General features: G+C 38.5%; 14 protein-coding genes. 9 read left to right on the top strand and 5 right to left on the bottom strand.

Annotated features, from left to right (window positions below; all coding sequences use genetic code 11):
• Positions 1–40: 40 nt before the first annotated feature.
• Together PVK62_RS00265 and PVK62_RS00270 are read right to left on the bottom strand one after the other, a co-directional pair.
• Positions 41–1,405, bottom strand: a complete 1,365-nt coding sequence (locus PVK62_RS00265; protein WP_274442604.1) for a TrkH family potassium uptake protein — start codon at positions 1,403–1,405, stop codon at positions 41–43.
• Positions 1,402–2,064: a potassium channel family protein gene (locus tag PVK62_RS00270; protein ID WP_274442605.1), complete on the bottom strand. Its 663-nt coding sequence runs from the start codon at positions 2,062–2,064 to the stop codon at positions 1,402–1,404. The genes PVK62_RS00265 and PVK62_RS00270 overlap by 4 nt, the downstream gene beginning before the upstream one ends.
• Before the next feature lie 336 nt (positions 2,065–2,400).
• Between PVK62_RS00270 and deoD the strand changes: the two genes are divergently transcribed.
• The 5 genes from deoD (at position 2,401) to PVK62_RS00295 (ending at position 8,798) form a co-directional block, all read left to right on the top strand.
• Positions 2,401–3,111, top strand: a complete 711-nt coding sequence (gene deoD, locus PVK62_RS00275; protein ID WP_274442606.1) for a purine-nucleoside phosphorylase — start codon at positions 2,401–2,403, stop codon at positions 3,109–3,111.
• Between the two features lie 51 nt (positions 3,112–3,162).
• A complete protein-coding gene (locus tag PVK62_RS00280; RefSeq protein ID WP_274442607.1) occupies positions 3,163–4,632 on the top strand; it encodes a lactate dehydrogenase in 1,470 nt (489 codons plus the stop codon).
• Between the two features lie 8 nt (positions 4,633–4,640).
• Positions 4,641–5,618, top strand: a complete 978-nt coding sequence (locus PVK62_RS00285) for a sugar-binding transcriptional regulator (protein ID WP_122032741.1) — start codon at positions 4,641–4,643, stop codon at positions 5,616–5,618.
• Between the two features lie 118 nt (positions 5,619–5,736).
• Positions 5,737–7,209 carry an ATP-dependent transcriptional regulator gene (locus PVK62_RS00290; RefSeq protein WP_274442608.1) on the top strand — a complete coding sequence of 491 codons (1,473 nt, stop codon included), beginning with the start codon at positions 5,737–5,739 and terminating at the stop codon, positions 7,207–7,209.
• A complete protein-coding gene (locus tag PVK62_RS00295) occupies positions 7,209–8,798 on the top strand; it encodes a GGDEF domain-containing protein (protein WP_274442609.1) in 1,590 nt (529 codons plus the stop codon). The genes PVK62_RS00290 and PVK62_RS00295 overlap by 1 nt, the downstream gene beginning before the upstream one ends.
• A 58-nt stretch (positions 8,799–8,856) precedes the next feature.
• On the opposite strand, the gene PVK62_RS00300 is transcribed toward PVK62_RS00295, so the two are convergent.
• Complete coding sequence (locus PVK62_RS00300) at positions 8,857–9,048, bottom strand: hypothetical protein (RefSeq protein WP_274442610.1); 192 nt, start codon at positions 9,046–9,048, stop codon at positions 8,857–8,859.
• A 338-nt stretch (positions 9,049–9,386) separates the two neighbouring features.
• On the opposite strand from PVK62_RS00300, the gene PVK62_RS00305 reads away from it, so the two are divergent.
• Positions 9,387–9,542, top strand: coding sequence for a hypothetical protein (locus PVK62_RS00305; RefSeq protein WP_274442611.1), 156 nt, complete (start codon positions 9,387–9,389; stop codon positions 9,540–9,542).
• Positions 9,543–9,566: 24 nt separating this feature from the next.
• Here the strand turns inward: PVK62_RS00305 and PVK62_RS00310 are convergent, their stop codons facing one another.
• A complete protein-coding gene (locus PVK62_RS00310) occupies positions 9,567–11,306 on the bottom strand; it encodes a bifunctional metallophosphatase/5'-nucleotidase (RefSeq protein WP_274442612.1) in 1,740 nt (579 codons plus the stop codon).
• Positions 11,307–11,513: 207 nt separating this feature from the next.
• Here PVK62_RS00310 and PVK62_RS00315 point away from each other — a divergent pair, with 207 nt between their 5' ends.
• Positions 11,514–13,151: an ATP-dependent endonuclease gene (locus PVK62_RS00315; protein WP_274442613.1), complete on the top strand. Its 1,638-nt coding sequence runs from the start codon at positions 11,514–11,516 to the stop codon at positions 13,149–13,151.
• Positions 13,152–13,223: 72 nt separating this feature from the next.
• On the opposite strand, the gene aroG is transcribed toward PVK62_RS00315, so the two are convergent.
• Complete coding sequence (aroG, locus tag PVK62_RS00320; RefSeq protein WP_274442614.1) at positions 13,224–14,276, bottom strand: 3-deoxy-7-phosphoheptulonate synthase AroG; 1,053 nt, start codon at positions 14,274–14,276, stop codon at positions 13,224–13,226.
• Positions 14,277–14,527: 251 nt separating this feature from the next.
• On the opposite strand from aroG, the gene PVK62_RS00325 reads away from it, so the two are divergent.
• The gene (locus tag PVK62_RS00325; protein WP_274442615.1) at positions 14,528–15,274 is read left to right on the top strand and encodes an amino acid ABC transporter ATP-binding protein; all 747 of its coding nucleotides are present in this window, start codon (positions 14,528–14,530) and stop codon (positions 15,272–15,274) included.
• A 1-nt stretch (position 15,275) separates the two neighbouring features.
• Positions 15,276–16,070: an amino acid ABC transporter permease gene (locus PVK62_RS00330; protein WP_274442616.1), complete on the top strand. Its 795-nt coding sequence runs from the start codon at positions 15,276–15,278 to the stop codon at positions 16,068–16,070.
• The last annotated feature ends 2 nt before the right edge of the window (positions 16,071–16,072 follow it).

Here is a 16,072-nt window from a genome sequence, read left to right on the forward strand (position 1 = left end):
AGTCGATGCCCTCTATATACTGCTTATAATGTTTCTAGCATTAACCCGTTAACACATTCTCGTCAGGGTATTTCACACGCGAGGTTTCTGGTCTTGCAAGCATATAGGCTAAGGTTAATGGCCCAATACGACCTATAATCATCACGATAACCATAATAAACTTGCCAGGCTCAGACAGCTCTGCGGTTAATCCTGCCGTTAAACCGACTGTCGCAAACGCTGAAATAACTTCAAACATCACCTTATCAAACCCTGTATTCTCAGTCAGCATCAATGAAAACATTGCAATTGAAAGTAACGATCCACTCACCACAATAATCGCCAGAGATTTAGTCACAATCGCCCAACTCACGGTTCTTTTAAACATCACTACATGCTTTTTCTGTCGTAGGAAAGTCCACGTTGCAACTGCGGCGACTGTAATGGTCGACACTTTTAAGCCACCACCGGTAGAGGTTGAACCTGCACCAATTAGCATCAATATGATCATGATAAACAGCGCAGGTTGCGTGAAGTGAGTTAAATCTACACTGTTAAAGCCAGCAGTACGAGCGCTTGCTGATTGAAAGAAGGCGGCTAACCATTTATCACCGGCAGATAATGACGCTAATGTGCTTGGATTATTATATTCAAGTACATAGAAAAATAAGGTACCTACAATTAATAGTGTTGGCGTTGCAATGACCATTATTTTGGTATGCAATTGGAGGCGACTAAATCCTTTTGAGCTATTTTTAACTAAATCGACGATAACGGTAAACCCTAAACCACCACCAATAAACAAGCACGATAAGGTAAAAATAACCAACGGATCCCCCACATACCCCATTAAGCTATCAGAGAATAAGGAAAACCCTGCATTGTTAAATGCCGAAATAGAGTGAAACGCGGCGTAAAATAAGCCTTTTGCTAACCCAAGATCAGGAACCCAACGAAAAGAGAGAATCATCATTCCTATCAGCTCTGCGACTAAGGCAAAGCAAATAATACTTTTTATCAACTTACGTAGGTTGACTTTCTTTTCTTGTCCTAACGCCTCTTTTGCCAATGCTTGTTGACGCAAACTTAACCGTAAACCAAACACATAGAGTAAAACCGCAGACAAGGTCATTTGTCCAAGGCCACCGATTTGCATCAGGAACATTAAAACGATTTTTCCGCTTATCGTAAAATGAGAGCCGGTATCGACCACACCAAGTCCTGTTACACTGATTGCCGAGGTCGCTGTAAATAATGCGTCCATAAAACTCAAGCCAGAGACAGAGAATACTGGAAGAGTGAGCAGTAATGCAGAAGGCAAAAGAATAGCCAAAAATGAGAAAAGGATGATCCTTGGTTCAGACCACTCTTTTGCTTTTTGGTTATTCTTTAATGGAAATAATCCACGCTTGGGTAAGTAATTCATAATGTTTTAATTTTCTGCGCCAACTTTTCTTCTGGCCCAACAATAATAAGGATATCTCCAATTTCAAGCTCTTTACTGTGCTCTGGTGCGGTCATGACTTCAGGGCCACGTTTAATTGCCAGTATTTTCACCTCAGACATTTGACAAAAGTCTAGCTGTCCTAATGATTTCCCCATATTAGCACCGCCAATCACGATTTCAGTTATCGCGAGCCCACTTCCCAACAGGTGAAAATCAAATACGCGTCTGTCTAACATTTTTCTTGCCACGCGGATCCCCATGTCTCTTTCTGGAAGGATAATATGGTCAGCCCCTATTTTTGTCAGAATTTTAGCGTGAAACTTATCGTTCGCTTTTACCCAAACCGTCTTAACCCCCGCCTCTTTAAGCACTAGTGTCGTTAAAATACTCGCATTAATATCAGAGCCAATCGCAACCATCACCATATCGTACTCATCGAGTTTCAATTCAGAAATTGTCTCTTCATTGGCACAGTTAGCAACGATTGCTGTGGATACAAAGTCAGTGGCTTTTTTTACTCGATCTTCATTTATATCAATAGCCAGCACTTGTGAACCGTATTGGTGTAACTCTTCACATACCGTCAGTCCAAAACGACCTAACCCAATCACAGCATATTGTTTATTTTTTGCTTTCATCCAATTCACTCACTTTAATAATCACGAGATAAGAGAAGTTTCGTTTTGGCATCATCCTCTTAGATAATCCTAAGTTCAATCTAATTGAGGTTCTTGATTAAAGAAACGTCATGACGGTATTAAAGCTAAGACACGCAAAAGGTTGCGATTGCCCTTTTACTTTCAACATATTTAGTTATCAATAGTGAAAATAACATAACAACTAAGGTAAAATGTGACATTAATCTCATGACACCTTAAAATATAGGCATAAAATAGCCACATAACGAACAAGATTGTTCAACACTTTTAGTTACACTGAATTATATTTAACTTTTAAGAACCGGAGACCTTATTATGGCTACCCCACACATTAATGCTCAACTTGGCGATTTCGCAGAAACCGTTCTAATGCCAGGTGATCCACTACGCGCAAAATTCATTGCTGAAAACTTCCTAGAAGATGTTACTCAGGTATGTGATGTGCGTAATATGTTTGGTTACACTGGTACTTACAAAGGTAAAAAAGTATCGGTTATGGGTCACGGCATGGGTATTCCATCTTGTTGTATCTATGTTCATGAGCTAATCGCAGAGTTCGGCGTGAAAAACGTCATTCGTGTAGGTAGCTGTGGCGCTGTGCATGATGACGTTAAATTAATGGACGTTGTTATTGGTATGGGTGCATCTACTGATTCAAAAGTAAACCGTATTCGTTTCAACAACCACGACTTCGCAGCCATCGCTGATTTCGGTTTGTTAGAAACCGCCGTTGCTCAAGCGCGTGAGTTAAACGTTCCTGTAAAAGTAGGTAATGTATTCTCTGCGGACCTTTTCTATTCACCAGAAGCTGATCTGTTCGAAAAAATGGAAAAATTAGGCATCCTTGGTGTTGATATGGAAGCGGCAGGTATTTACGGTGTAGCCGCAGATTTAGGTGCAAAAGCCCTAACTATTCTAACGGTTTCAGACCACATCAAACGCGGTGAGAAATTAAGCTCTGAAGATCGTCAAAAATCATTCAACGACATGATGACTGTTGCGCTAGAAACAGCGATTAAACTGTAATTATGTTTGCGCCAGAAAGGTCTGGCGCTATAAATCTATAAGGGGCGTCTAGTGCCGACCGAAAAACTGCCGTTGGCTGCTAAAGGGTTACAACTCAATTTTTGTAAAACATTGGCGTGTGACAATTTTGGTGATAGCGATGAACAACATTATTTAGTTCAACGCACTAATCCTAAGCGACCAGCATTAGTTTGCCGGAAATGTGGTGCTTTTCCTCCCTTAATCAATAACAATGAAGTATTAAATGAACTTGCTCGTCAAGGCTCCGTTCAATCTCACTCATTACCCTCTTGTAATAATTCAGCTTGTGACCATTTTGGTCTTGATGTTTTAACACATCGAGAGCTTTATCATGCCTTTGGTTACAGTGGTGATCGTCAACGCTACCGCTGCAAATCATGCGCATCTACGTTTGTAGATAAGTGGTCTGGTGAGAATCAAAAAAGTCTAATCCAACAAAAGATTTTAGGTTTTTTATTTACTGGTTATTCGGTTCGTGAAATTTGCCGACGATTACATATTAATCCTAAGACTTTTTACGATCATATAAATCAAATCGCTAATCGTTGTCGCCGTCATATGTCTTTATTTGACACAAGATTGCAACACGACAGAACAGAAATACAGCTGGCATCTAATGCTACTCCGCTGCAACCATTAAGTAATAATGGCGTATTTTGGTACACCACTGCTGAAATGAATTCTGGTTATGTGATAGCACAACACATCAATTACTCAGAATCTCATCAGCCTGGAACTCAACTTGATCATGACCCTTTTTATGATGACGCTAAATTTCTACCCACTGCCTTTATTGGGGAAGCGAATTCTCAAAGTGCAGTAACCGAACAATCGATTTTTAAGCGTGTGGATGCTAAGTATCAAGAGATCTTAGCTAGAGCAAATGTGGAAGATCCATTGGGTAATTACGTCTCATTAAATTATCCATCAAAAGGCGCATTAATTAGACCACCCTATACTTCTTATGCCCATTTTTTGGAGATCCAATACGCTTTCTCACATTGTGACTCGATTGAGCTTTATATGCCTCAAGAGCCAATGTTGCGTTCGGCTGCGATGTCGGTATTTTTAAATCGCATTAAAGAAAATAGTATTGACCTCTTATATGTCACTCAGGACACTGCTTTTCCTCTTGGACAAAGTGGTGAGAAAATCGATATACACCTTGTTGGTTGGTGGCGTGATCGTTGGGCTTTTACTGAAGTAAATGGCCTAAATAAAGGCATTTGCCACCTTAATGGTGCTGAAAATAATGAAGTCTATTGGTTAAAACGCGCCTCCGCAACAAAGGCTAAAGAGTATCAAGATCGTTTTTACACCCAATTTACGAGCTTAGTGAATGAACCAAGACGAAAACTTCGCCCAGCCAGTTTACTTCCACTACTCGATATTTTCAGAGCGTGGCATAATCTCTGCCATCAAGATAAACTTGGCACTACGCCAGCACAAAAGCTTGGGTTGATTTCTAAACCAATCACCCTTGCCGAATTATTAAGTTAGGAAACGATATGCCTCCATTGCTTTCTCAAGATCAAACTGAAAACACGGATATTCTTACTGAAATTTCTATTCTTTATTATCAAGAAGGAGCGACTCAAGAGGAGATATCGAAAAAATTTGGTTTATCTCGTGCCAAAGTAGGTCGTATGCTAAGAAAGGCACGCGAAGAAGGCATTGTTGAGATAACCGTTAAGTTTCACCCTGTTTACAGTGCCCAACTTGAACAAAAATTAGTTGAAAAATTTAACTTGAAACGCGCACTTATTTCATTGGATCAACCAAATACTGACGAACAGCGTAAACAAGTTGCCGCTTTAGTAAGCTCATATTTAAACAATAACTTACAAGAAGATATGGCTGTCGCTGTAGGCCAAGGACAAAATGTGGCGGCCGTTGCTGATCACGCAGGGATTGTATCTCACCGTAATGCGCGTTTTGTCTCTGCTATTGGGGGCACGCATCGTAGTGGTGATATCATTAATGCCGATCATATCTGTCGTCGCTTAGCCAAAAAATACGGTGGCAGTAGTGAAACACTGTATGCTCCCGCTTATGTCAATGACCCAAGTCTACGCTCTGCTTTTATGGAGCACACCACGATTAAAGAGACATTAAATCAAGCTCGTAAAGCCGAATTTGCTTTAGTGGGTATTGGTGATATGGATGAGAACAGCCATATGGTTAAGCTGGGCTTCTTTACCCCAAAAGAGTTTGTTGAAGCACGCCTTAATGATGGCATTGTCGGTGATATTGGTGGTTTTGACTTCTTTAAGTTAGATGGCTCAAACGCGGATACTTTAATGCGCGGCCGAGTGATTGGCCTTGAAATGGAAGATCTTCGTCAAATATCAAATGTTATTGCTATGGCGAGTGAAAGTCGCAAAGCATTATCAATTATGGGGGCATTAAGAACCGGCGTTATTGATGTTCTTGCGACCAGTGTAAGCTGTGCAATGGCACTATTGAACCTCGCAGAAAATGAGTAATTAGCCATTCTCTTTTACTTTTCTATCCTTCCTTTTAACTGAATCGCATATTTGATAAAAAATCCGTGACGTCAATATATTAGCGATATTATATTAACGTCAACTAGGAAGGATCGCAGTGAAACAATCTCAAAATAACATCATATCTAGTCTCAATGCTCTAGACTTAATTGTTGAAGAAGATGCAGAGAAAGCTAGGCTAGGCGCAGAACAACAATTATTACTCTCAGAAGAACTACAGTTTAAATATGGTATAGCATACTCAAAATTAATTATTTCAACGTCTCTTTGGCATTTACTTAAATATCAAGCGGGCTTTGCCATTGCCAAAGACTTATTAACTCTTCACCAAGAGCTAGATAATGATGATTTGTTACCGAGTATTCTGCATAATCTTGCTCTTCACTCTTGGGGGCAGGCCAAGCTTTATTCTGCACAGCAATATTGGATACAAGCTCTAGAGCAATCTTCACTACTTGGTAATAATAAAATTGAAGTTGAGTCATTAATTGGGCTTGGTAACATTTGGCGAATGACCAATAATTTAGAAAACGCAAAATCAGCTCATAATATTGCCGCTCAAAGAGCCCATTATTTTCGGATTCCCCACTTAGAAGCGAAAGCCTTTATTCTCTATGCGTGGGATAGTTATTTACTGCAAGATTATCAGGCTATGTTACCGGTCTTATTTAAAGCTGAACAGTTATTAAGTAACAGTCATAATCTCACGTGGAAATCTGAAGTGTACGATTTTAGGGGTTTGGCATTTTTAGGCTTAAATGATTTAAATTCAGCGCAGCAATGTTGTAGTTACGCATACCAAACGGCTCAACAGCATAACTTAATCTGGATGAAGGCTCATTCTGCTATCAGTTTAGCACGAATTGCCTCTGCTCAATCTCATTATGCTCATGCTTATGATCTGCTGACTCAAGCTGAAGTGATTGCACACCAATTTGATAAAGGAGAGTTACGCTCTCAAATCTGTCTTGAGCAATCCCGTATCGCTGAATTAACACAGGACTATGAACATGCCCTTTATTCTTATAAACGTTACCGTCAATATGAAGTTTCATTAATTCAAGAGCAAACAAACAGTTTAGGCAGAGATAAAACTCGCTCATCTAAAGAGCAACTTGAAAGACGAGCTAAAAAATTAATTCACCGTATTGAGATTCAATTAGAATTTAATTCTATATCGTCACTCACCTATTTGTTGCCACTTGATAAATGGCAACAAAATATTAGCTCATTGCTCTCTCATTCTGCAAATCTGGATTATCACGTCATAACGATAACAGATCCATCTGAAGATAAACTTAATAATCTCATATTATTAGGTCACCATTACTGTAAAGATGGTGACAGCATAACTCGCATTAGCAAGACTGAGATTTCACTGTTAATTAATGAAAATGGCCAAAGAACTCAAGAAATAGTGCATTCATTATCGTCTCTGTTTTCAAGCTATCCTTGGCATCGTTATTCGTTGAACTCCTCGATCCCTTCTGTGAATTACTTTAATTTACATCAATGGGTATCGCAATCTGATTTCTCATACACTCACCTTGACGCTCAATTGGTATTTTAATGGATACTCTTTTAGTTCGAATCGCCGATCAAGGCATTGACCTCATGAAACTCAACTCTCAACAATCGCTAGAGCTTTGGCTACTTATTGTTGATGATTTTACTGAGTCTGATACTGAAAAAGCCTACGCGTTGTTAATGTGTTCTGAATTGGAAGTTGAGTTTAATCTCACCACGCAGAGTATTCTTCATTTGCAACGAGCGCTCTTACTTTTGTCGCTACCACAAGACAATAAATTGATGTTACAGATCTATTCTGCTCTTATTTATCGATACACTGACATTGGTGAATATCAAAAAGCGTTAGATCATTTATCATCACTGTCTAATCTAGCTGTTCAGTTTGGTGATCATGAGTATTATATCCAATCAATTTTAGGGATTGGCAATTTATGCTCTATTTATGGTGATCACCTTAAAGCATTACGCTACTACCAAAAACTTGAATCATTAAGTTCAACGATTAAAAGTAATACTCTTTCACTACGCTATCGTTTGTATACGATTGCTTGTTTACTTAATCTTAACCGTTTATCAAAAGCAAAAATGGTTTTAGATGAGTGTAAAGTTATTCAATATGTTTCTGATGATTTGTCTCTCACCGCACAAATAAAACTCTATACCGCAAAGCTATTAAGGTTACAGAATGAATCAAAGGCGGCTCTTGAGGCATTAATTTCTTTTCGTAAAGAATATAATAATCTTCACTCGTACCCATGGTTAAGTAAGCTTTTCTCCATTGAAGCTGCCAACTGTCTTATTCAACTAAAAAGAGGCGATCTCGCTGATGTTCTTATATCTCAGCAATTAAAACGTACCCGAAAGTACTCACAAGGATACTATATAAGTCAATTACTGGATATTAAGAGTGATGCATTAGCCAGCTGTATGTGCTTTTCTGAAGCGTTACAGTGTGAAAAAGAATCGCATAAATTAACAACCCAAATCATCAATAACTTTCCAATTAATCAACTCGGTGAGCACTCTTTACGACGATTAAGCCGCTTAGAATTGCAACTTCGGTTAAATATATCGGAAACTGAAAACATCCAACTAAAAAAAGCGTCTGTTCAACAAAAATATACCGTAGCAAAACTTCAAAAAGATGTCTTTCATGACAGTTTGACCAAACTCTATAATCGCCGTTGGTTTGAAACTACCTTTATACAAGAAGTAAAATCAACCATGGATAAGTATCAGCTTCTAATTATCGATATTGATAATTTTAAATCTATCAATGATGAATACTCTCACCTAACGGGGGATGTGATCTTAAAAGTTGTAGGTAAAATATTACAACGTACTATCGGGTCAAATAATTATGCCATTCGATACGGTGGCGAAGAGTTTATAATTATTGTTATGTCAAATGATCGACAATATGGGTATGAGGTAGCAGAAAATTGCCGTCAGGCTATCGCCTATAACGATTGGAAAGATACCCTTAATGATCGCTTACTCACGGTCAGTATTGGAGTGACTCACCATATTCAAGATGAAGATTACAAGGCCACTTTATTACGAGCGGATAAAGCTCTTTATCAGGCTAAACGATCTGGAAAAAATAAAGTGTGCATCCATTACCATTAAATCTAATTTTAGCTATAAAAAAACCAGCACGAATGCTGGTTTTTTTACTACTGAGAACTTAACGATATAGGCCAAGGTCTCTTTGTAAATGCTCTGATAATTCAGATGTATAATGCGTTGACGTTGCTTGGCCTTTACCAAACAAAACATCAGCTAAATGAGCAATCAATCCTTTGATACTTACTGAGTAGGCCTTCTTTTCCAAAGAAGAAGTAGCGATGTTATTAACCTTCATTGCTGCTTGCGCCATGATTGCCTCACTTAAAATTCATAAAATGGTTTGATGGCGAGATAATAAAACTAAATTCACACCTCAAAAAATGACTTTTTCTTCAAACTAACATTAGATTTTATAATGCAAATATTACATTACATTTTAGTCAATAAAGATGAATATTTAGGCAAACACCATAACGTGTATTGAATAAAAAACCACCACAACCTTTAGTTAACATTCTTTTTGCGCATCACTTTTCTCATCACACAAGAATGACAACAAAATAGAAACAAAATAGAAACAAGGACAATTAAGATGGGTTTATTTAGGGTAAAAAAAACTCCCTAACTAAAGTAGGGAGTTCATTTATTATGAAAATTGAACGAAGTAAGCAATTACTGCCCAAGCAGAAAACCAGCTGGCTATTAAGAGCTTATCAGACCAATCATTATCCATCATTTACCTATTTAGACTCACAGCACGTATTATTCATAGAAACCTCTCTCACAAAATTTCTTATTCCATAAAACAGTTAGCAAATCTTATGCCATTTATACGACAGTGTTCTCATTTCGGTGATATTGATTCAAACACTCTGTCGGTTTTGCTAGATCTGGATAATGAGCTAAATACTCAATCATACAATCTGCCATTGAGTAGGAAGTCGTGATCACTTTTTCTTCCCTATGCAAAAGAGGCGCATACCCCTCTTTCCCCTTAATTGTATAAGCTGTTGATGTTCCAAAGTATATTTGGTCATCAAGAACACTTAACCACCCTACCTTAGGGTTATAAATACTAAATTCAATAATGCGAGAGCCACTTGGTTTACTTGCATCATAGCGATAACGCAGCTGAGATACATAAGGAAAGCTGCCTGAGCCACTGCCAATCACCCCATTATCTGTTGCGTTATCAATTGCCCCTTCTATTGCTGCTTTTAAATATTGCCCTTTAATACTATAAATGACAATTGGAATCGCGAAAGGCAATACTTTTCCGGCAATATCAGCATAAGTTATCTCTCCTTGATTTAAGCCCGCGCGCACACCACCTGCGTTATGCATCGCGAACTGAACTCGATTATCTATTTGATGAGCTTTTGAATAAAACGATTCGACAACCCAAGGCGCGATATCACTTTGTCCTTGCTCATCAGGTATACGACGATGAGTTAAATCAGTGGTGCAATATCCAATAATCTGTTGTGATAAACGTTCAACTTTTTCTCGATATTTATCGATAAGTAATGCTTCAATCTTTGGGTCTTTATCGCAAAAAATAGTATGTTTAAAGTCGGCTAAAGTCGTCGTTATTTTAGCTAGCTGAGTGGCTTCGACTTGATGGCTGCACGCCTTATCCTTATAGGCCACATTATCAATCAATAAGCTATTTTGACCATTAAATCCTATTAACTCCCCTTCATTAGAGTAAGTTAAATCACAATAGCCCAAAGCAAGCGCATGACAGCCAGCTTGTACGATGTGAGTTCCATTCACTCTTTCACCGTAACTGGCTCGCTCTTCTAAACCAATCTCAGTAAAGTTACCTTGTAATATATGGCTATGACCGCCAATGATCACATCAATCCCTGAAACAGATTGAGCTAATTGTTTGTCCGCTTCATAACCAAGGTGACTCACAATAATAACGTTATCAATGCCTTTCTCGGCCAAGTAGTGCATCGTTGATTTGGCTGTCTCAATCGCATTTTTAAAGGGAGTGTCAGGATCGGGGCTCGCTAACACTTCCATTTGATCTATGGTTAAACCAAAAATAGCAACGTCTATATTTCCGACGTGTTTAATCATGTACTTCGCGATCTGGCGCTCCGCATCAAAATCTAAGATCCGTTCTTGATACTTTAGCCCATGACCTTTTGACTGATCTTCATGACTTAAATCCCAGTTGCCCATTAATATCGGAAAGTGAGTCGATGAAATAAACTCACTAACAAGCTCATTTCCAAGATCAAACTCATGATTCCCGAGTACCATACCATCAAGAGGTAATTGATTAAGCAATTCCGCGTTCGCTTGGCCTTTATACAATGAAAAATATAAGGTGCCTTGAAAACAATCACCCGCGTGAAATAGAGAAACCGCTCCTCCTTTTTGCTTATGTGTTTCTGAGAGAACTGAAATTTGATGGGATAAGCGTGAAAAACCACCACATTTAATATAAAACTTGTCTAATCCACGGCAATTCAGTGCGATCACTGATTCATCAAAATAAGAATGCGTGTCATTAATGTGCATGACTCTTAATATATTGCTCTTTTGATTTTCCATTTCTTTTCCTTTTTAGAGCAAACAAATATAACAAACAAACTCGATGGTCACGATACCTGTATACAATGATCTAAAAATCAACATTATTACTTATAAAAAATTCAGTACGTTACCGTCAGTATAATTAATAATTGTGACTCCCATAATGCTTTACTTGATTCAGTTGCTATATAGTTATTTATAACCCGTCTCTGATGAGGAATCATTATGCTCTTAGAACGAATTGAAGTCTCAGGATTTAGAGGTATTAAACGCTTATCCCTTTCATTTGAACAATTAACCACCTTAATTGGTGAAAACACGTGGGGGAAATCATCTTTACTTGATGCCTTATCCATTGCATTGCCTGTTTCAGGAGAGCTTCACCAATTCACGTTAAAAGACTTTCATCAAGATCATTCTATCTCGTACACTCAAGATCAACATATCCAAATTATCATCAGTTGGAAAACCACTGAAAAAAATGAACATCGAGCAGGACGCTACAGAAAACTATCCAGCCTTTGGCAACCCGACCCGTCTAACCATTGCCAACGGATCTATTATCGTATTAGTGCGACAAATAATGACGACAAAATCACCTCATCAAGTACCTTTCTAGATAATGAAGGGAATGTGCTTCGATACCATAAAATTGAAAAATTAGTCACCGAATTAATCCAACTTCACCCTGTGATCCGCATCCGTGATTCTCGTCGACTAAGCCAAGAGGATGCTATTTCTCAACTTTCCAATGATCGTATTGAGCGAAGAATAAATAATACTTGCCGTCGTTTAATAAGCGCACCTGGTCAAGTCAACCGAGGGGAAATAAAAAGTGCCCTTCGCTCTATGCAATCACTTGTTGAACATTATTTTGCATTTCGAAATCATAAAAAACATACACCACACCGTATTCACGATGACCTCTTTTTTGGCCAAAAAACGGAAGGCGTTTCCTTATCCCAATTTATCAATCAAGATAATACAAAACAGACAAAACTCTTGCTACTTGGCTTATTAAATACCTATTTACGTGCAAAAGGTCCTAATACGCTAAAAAAATCGGCAAGGCCGTTAATGATTATTGAAGATCCAGAAGGGCGATTACACCCAACCCAACTTATTCAAGCATGGTCTTTACTTAATCATATACCTATGCAAAAGATCCTCACCACCAACAGCAGCGAGCTATTAAGCGCCGTTCCATTATGTTCAATTCGTCGCTTAGTGAGAGAGTCTGACTCAACTTCTAGCTATTCAGTCTCATCAACCTGTTTATCAAGAGATGATTTACGTCGCATCACTTTTCATATCCGTTTTCAAAGAACGAACGCTTTATTCGCGCGATGTTGGTTGTTAGTGGAAGGTGAAACGGAAGTCTGGTTGTTCAATGAAATGGCTCGAATGCTAGGTTATAACCTTGCTGCAGAAGGGGTGCAAATTATTGAGTTTGCTCAATCCGGATTAAAATCATTAATTAAAATAGCCAAAGCGCTGCATATTGAATGGCACGTTGTAACCGATGGGGATCCCGCTGGTAAGAAATACGCATTTGCGGTGAAAAGTCAGTTAGATAATGAGCACGAACGGCATCGGTTAACGGAATTACCTCATAAAGACATTGAGCATTACCTTTATCATCATGGATTTGCAAAACTATTCAAAAAACTTGCGAATATACCAAAAGATCAACATGTTACTCCTAAGAAAATTATCATTAAAACATTGAAAAAATACGCAAAACCCGATTTAGCGCTAGCTATCGTGCAACACAGTGAAGAGCAAGGCATTGATAGTATTCCATTATTATTGCGTTGGACGCTAAAACGAACCGTCACCATGGCAAAAGGTCAGGGTAACTAATACGATAACGACTTCTACACAAAAAAACGCCAGTCATTTTGAAGTGACTGGCGTTTTTATTATTCTAATAATTTATTTATTTCGACGAGCAGTCACGGCCTCTGCTAATTGACGAAGTACGGTTTCAGTATCATCCCAACCAATACATGCATCGGTGATTGATTGACCATAAGTCACTGCTTTACCACTGACTAGGTCTTGACGACCTTCAACAAGGTGACTCTCAATCATCACACCAAATACGGCCTCTTCACCACCCGAAATTTGACCACAAACATCATCAGCAACAATCATCTGACGTTTAAAGTCTTTTGAGCTATTAGCATGACTAAAATCAATCATTACTTTTTCAGGTAATCCTGAAGCGGCTAATTGCTCTTTGACAGGCTTAACATGAGCAGCACTGTAGTTTGGCTCTTTACCACCACGAAGGATGATATGGCAATCAGGGTTACCGGCTGTTTCAATAATGGCAGAGTGACCATATTTAGTTACTGACAAGAAATGGTGAGAAGAACCCGCCGAGCGGATTGCATCAGTGGCAATTTTAATGTTGCCATCTGTGCCGTTCTTAAAACCAACAGGACAAGAAAGACCTGAAGATAGCTCACGGTGAACCTGTGACTCGGTAGTACGTGCTCCGATAGCACCCCAGCTGATTAAGTCACCCATGTATTGTGGGGTGATCATATCTAGAAATTCACCAGCCGTTGGTAAGCCCATATCAGTAAGATCAAGCAGCAACTTACGTCCCATACGTAGACCATCATTTAATTTAAATGAATCATCCATATACGGATCATTGATTAACCCTTTCCAACCAACAGTTGTACGTGGTTTTTCAAAATAGACACGCATAACAACTTCAAGGCGATCGCCTAACTCATCACGTAATGTTTTAAGTTTTGCACCATACTCTAAAGCCGCTTCGGTATCATGGATTGAACACGGACCGATAATAACAAGAAGACGATCATCATCACCTTGTAAAATATTGTGGATAGCTTGGCGAGATTCAAATACGGTTTTTGCCGCAATCTCAGTCGCTGGGAATTTTTCTAATACAGCAACAGGCGGTAATAGTTCTTTTACTTTTTTAATTCTTACATCATCAGTTTGATACATTGCTCTCTTCCATTTATTTATGCAATTTATTGTTTATATATTGCATCTTTATTCTCCATACTGTTAACGTAACGTGTCTTTAACTGTTGTGCAATGGTTAATTTAATATAAATTCCTTCTCAATAGAAATTTAACTATAAGCAGAGATATAAGCATCTTTTGGTTAAAATTAAACCACTCCATTAAGAATCACTTCTTTAGCTTTATGAATATGTTACAGTAAGTTTAGTTCTCGAATGCTAGGATGAATTGTGACTAATAAAAATACAAATAAAGCCAATATCATTGATTTTAAAGCCGTGGATAAATACTACGGGCAATTTCATGCATTAAAAAACATTAACCTTTCTATAAATGAAGGAGAAAAAGTCGTTATCTGTGGTCCTTCTGGCTCAGGAAAATCCACTCTTATTCGCTGTATCAATGCCTTAGAATCTATTCAAGGTGGTACGCTTTCTCTCTTTGAACAACCACTCTCATCAAAGCAATTAATGAGTGGAAAAGTCGGCATGGTGTTTCAACACTTTAATTTATTCCCGCACTTAACCGTATTAGAAAACCTAACTCTGGCACCAATTAAAACATTAAAATTATCTAAAAAAGCAGCGACTGAGCGTGCTTTAATCTATTTAGAGCGCGTAAATATCGCAGAGCAAGCAGATAAATACCCTTCTCAACTTTCTGGTGGACAACAACAACGAGTCGCGATCGCTCGATCTCTGTGTATGGAGCCTCAAATCCTGTTGTTTGATGAACCGACATCCGCACTTGATCCTGAAATGATCAGCGAAGTGTTAGATGTGATGTCTAATCTCGCTAAAGATGGCATGACCATGGTGTGTGTGACACATGAAATGGGGTTTGCTAAGAAAGTTGCCGATCGTGTGGTATTTATGGATGAAGGTGAAATCCTTGAGATTGCTAAACCTGAGCCGTTTTTTAACAATCCACAACACCAACGTACTCAACAATTTTTAAACCAGATCTTAAGTTACTAATATGAATCGTTTAAAAACAATTTTAGCCCCGGTGTTATCTGCTCTGTTACAAATATCACTATTAGCGATTGCGCTCTATTGGATTTTAAACAGCGGCGCACAAGCCATGAATTATCAATGGCAGTGGGATCGGGTGCCTGATTTCATTTTCTTTTATGAAGATGGTGAATGGTTCCCCGCAGAACTGATGGATGGGCTCCTTGTCACCTTACATATTTCAGCCATTAGTGCCATTGCCACTCTAGCCATTGCACTGATCACCGCATTATTACGTCTTTCTGATTCCATCGTCGGTCGCAGTATTGCCACCTTATATATTGAGCTGATCCGTAATACGCCTTTATTAGTGCAAATTTATCTGCTTTATTTTGTCTTTGGTCCATTTTTAGGCTTAGATAGATTCACAACTGCGGTTCTTGCTTTAGCTCTATTTCAAGGAGCCTATACCGCTGAGATTTTACGATCAGGCCTAATCAATTTACCAAAAGGACAATTTGAAGCCTGTAAAACATTAGGATTATCTGCGTTCAACAGCTATCGCTATATAGTATTACCCCAAGTGGTAAGAAAAACATTGCCTTCATTAACCAATGAATTAGTTTCTTTAGTCAAAAACTCTTCTATAGTCAGTGTGATGGCTATTTTTGACTTAACAACCGAAGGACGAAATATCGTCTCTGATACGGCAATGCCTTTTGAAATTTGGTTTACTGTCGCCGCTATCTATCTCATTATTACATTAACGCTTTCTGGGCTATCAGCTTGGTTAGAACATCGCATGCACAATGCATATTAATG

This window comes from Aliivibrio sp. S3MY1 (assembly GCF_028765575.1).
Lineage (GTDB): Bacteria > Pseudomonadota > Gammaproteobacteria > Enterobacterales > Vibrionaceae > Aliivibrio.

Bases quoted from the DNA above. Each gene is read 5' to 3' on its own strand.
- PVK62_RS00270 (WP_274442605.1), bottom strand. From the start codon at position 2,064: ATGAAAGCAAAAAATAAACAATATGCTGTGATTGGGTTAGGTCGTTTT.
- PVK62_RS00285 (WP_122032741.1), top strand. From the start codon at position 4,641: ATGCCTCCATTGCTTTCTCAAGATCAAACTGAAAACACGGATATTCTT.
- PVK62_RS00315 (WP_274442613.1), top strand. From the start codon at position 11,514: ATGCTCTTAGAACGAATTGAAGTCTCAGGATTTAGAGGTATTAAACGC.
- PVK62_RS00310 (WP_274442612.1), bottom strand. From the start codon at position 11,306: ATGGAAAATCAAAAGAGCAATATATTAAGAGTCATGCACATTAATGAC.
- PVK62_RS00265 (WP_274442604.1), bottom strand. From the start codon at position 1,405: ATGAATTACTTACCCAAGCGTGGATTATTTCCATTAAAGAATAACCAA.
- PVK62_RS00295 (WP_274442609.1), top strand. From the start codon at position 7,209: ATGGATACTCTTTTAGTTCGAATCGCCGATCAAGGCATTGACCTCATG.
- aroG (WP_274442614.1), bottom strand. From the start codon at position 14,276: ATGTATCAAACTGATGATGTAAGAATTAAAAAAGTAAAAGAACTATTA.
- PVK62_RS00330 (WP_274442616.1), top strand. From the start codon at position 15,276: ATGAATCGTTTAAAAACAATTTTAGCCCCGGTGTTATCTGCTCTGTTA.
- PVK62_RS00300 (WP_274442610.1), bottom strand. From the start codon at position 9,048: ATGGCGCAAGCAGCAATGAAGGTTAATAACATCGCTACTTCTTCTTTG.
- PVK62_RS00305 (WP_274442611.1), top strand. From the start codon at position 9,387: ATGAAAATTGAACGAAGTAAGCAATTACTGCCCAAGCAGAAAACCAGC.
- deoD (WP_274442606.1), top strand. From the start codon at position 2,401: ATGGCTACCCCACACATTAATGCTCAACTTGGCGATTTCGCAGAAACC.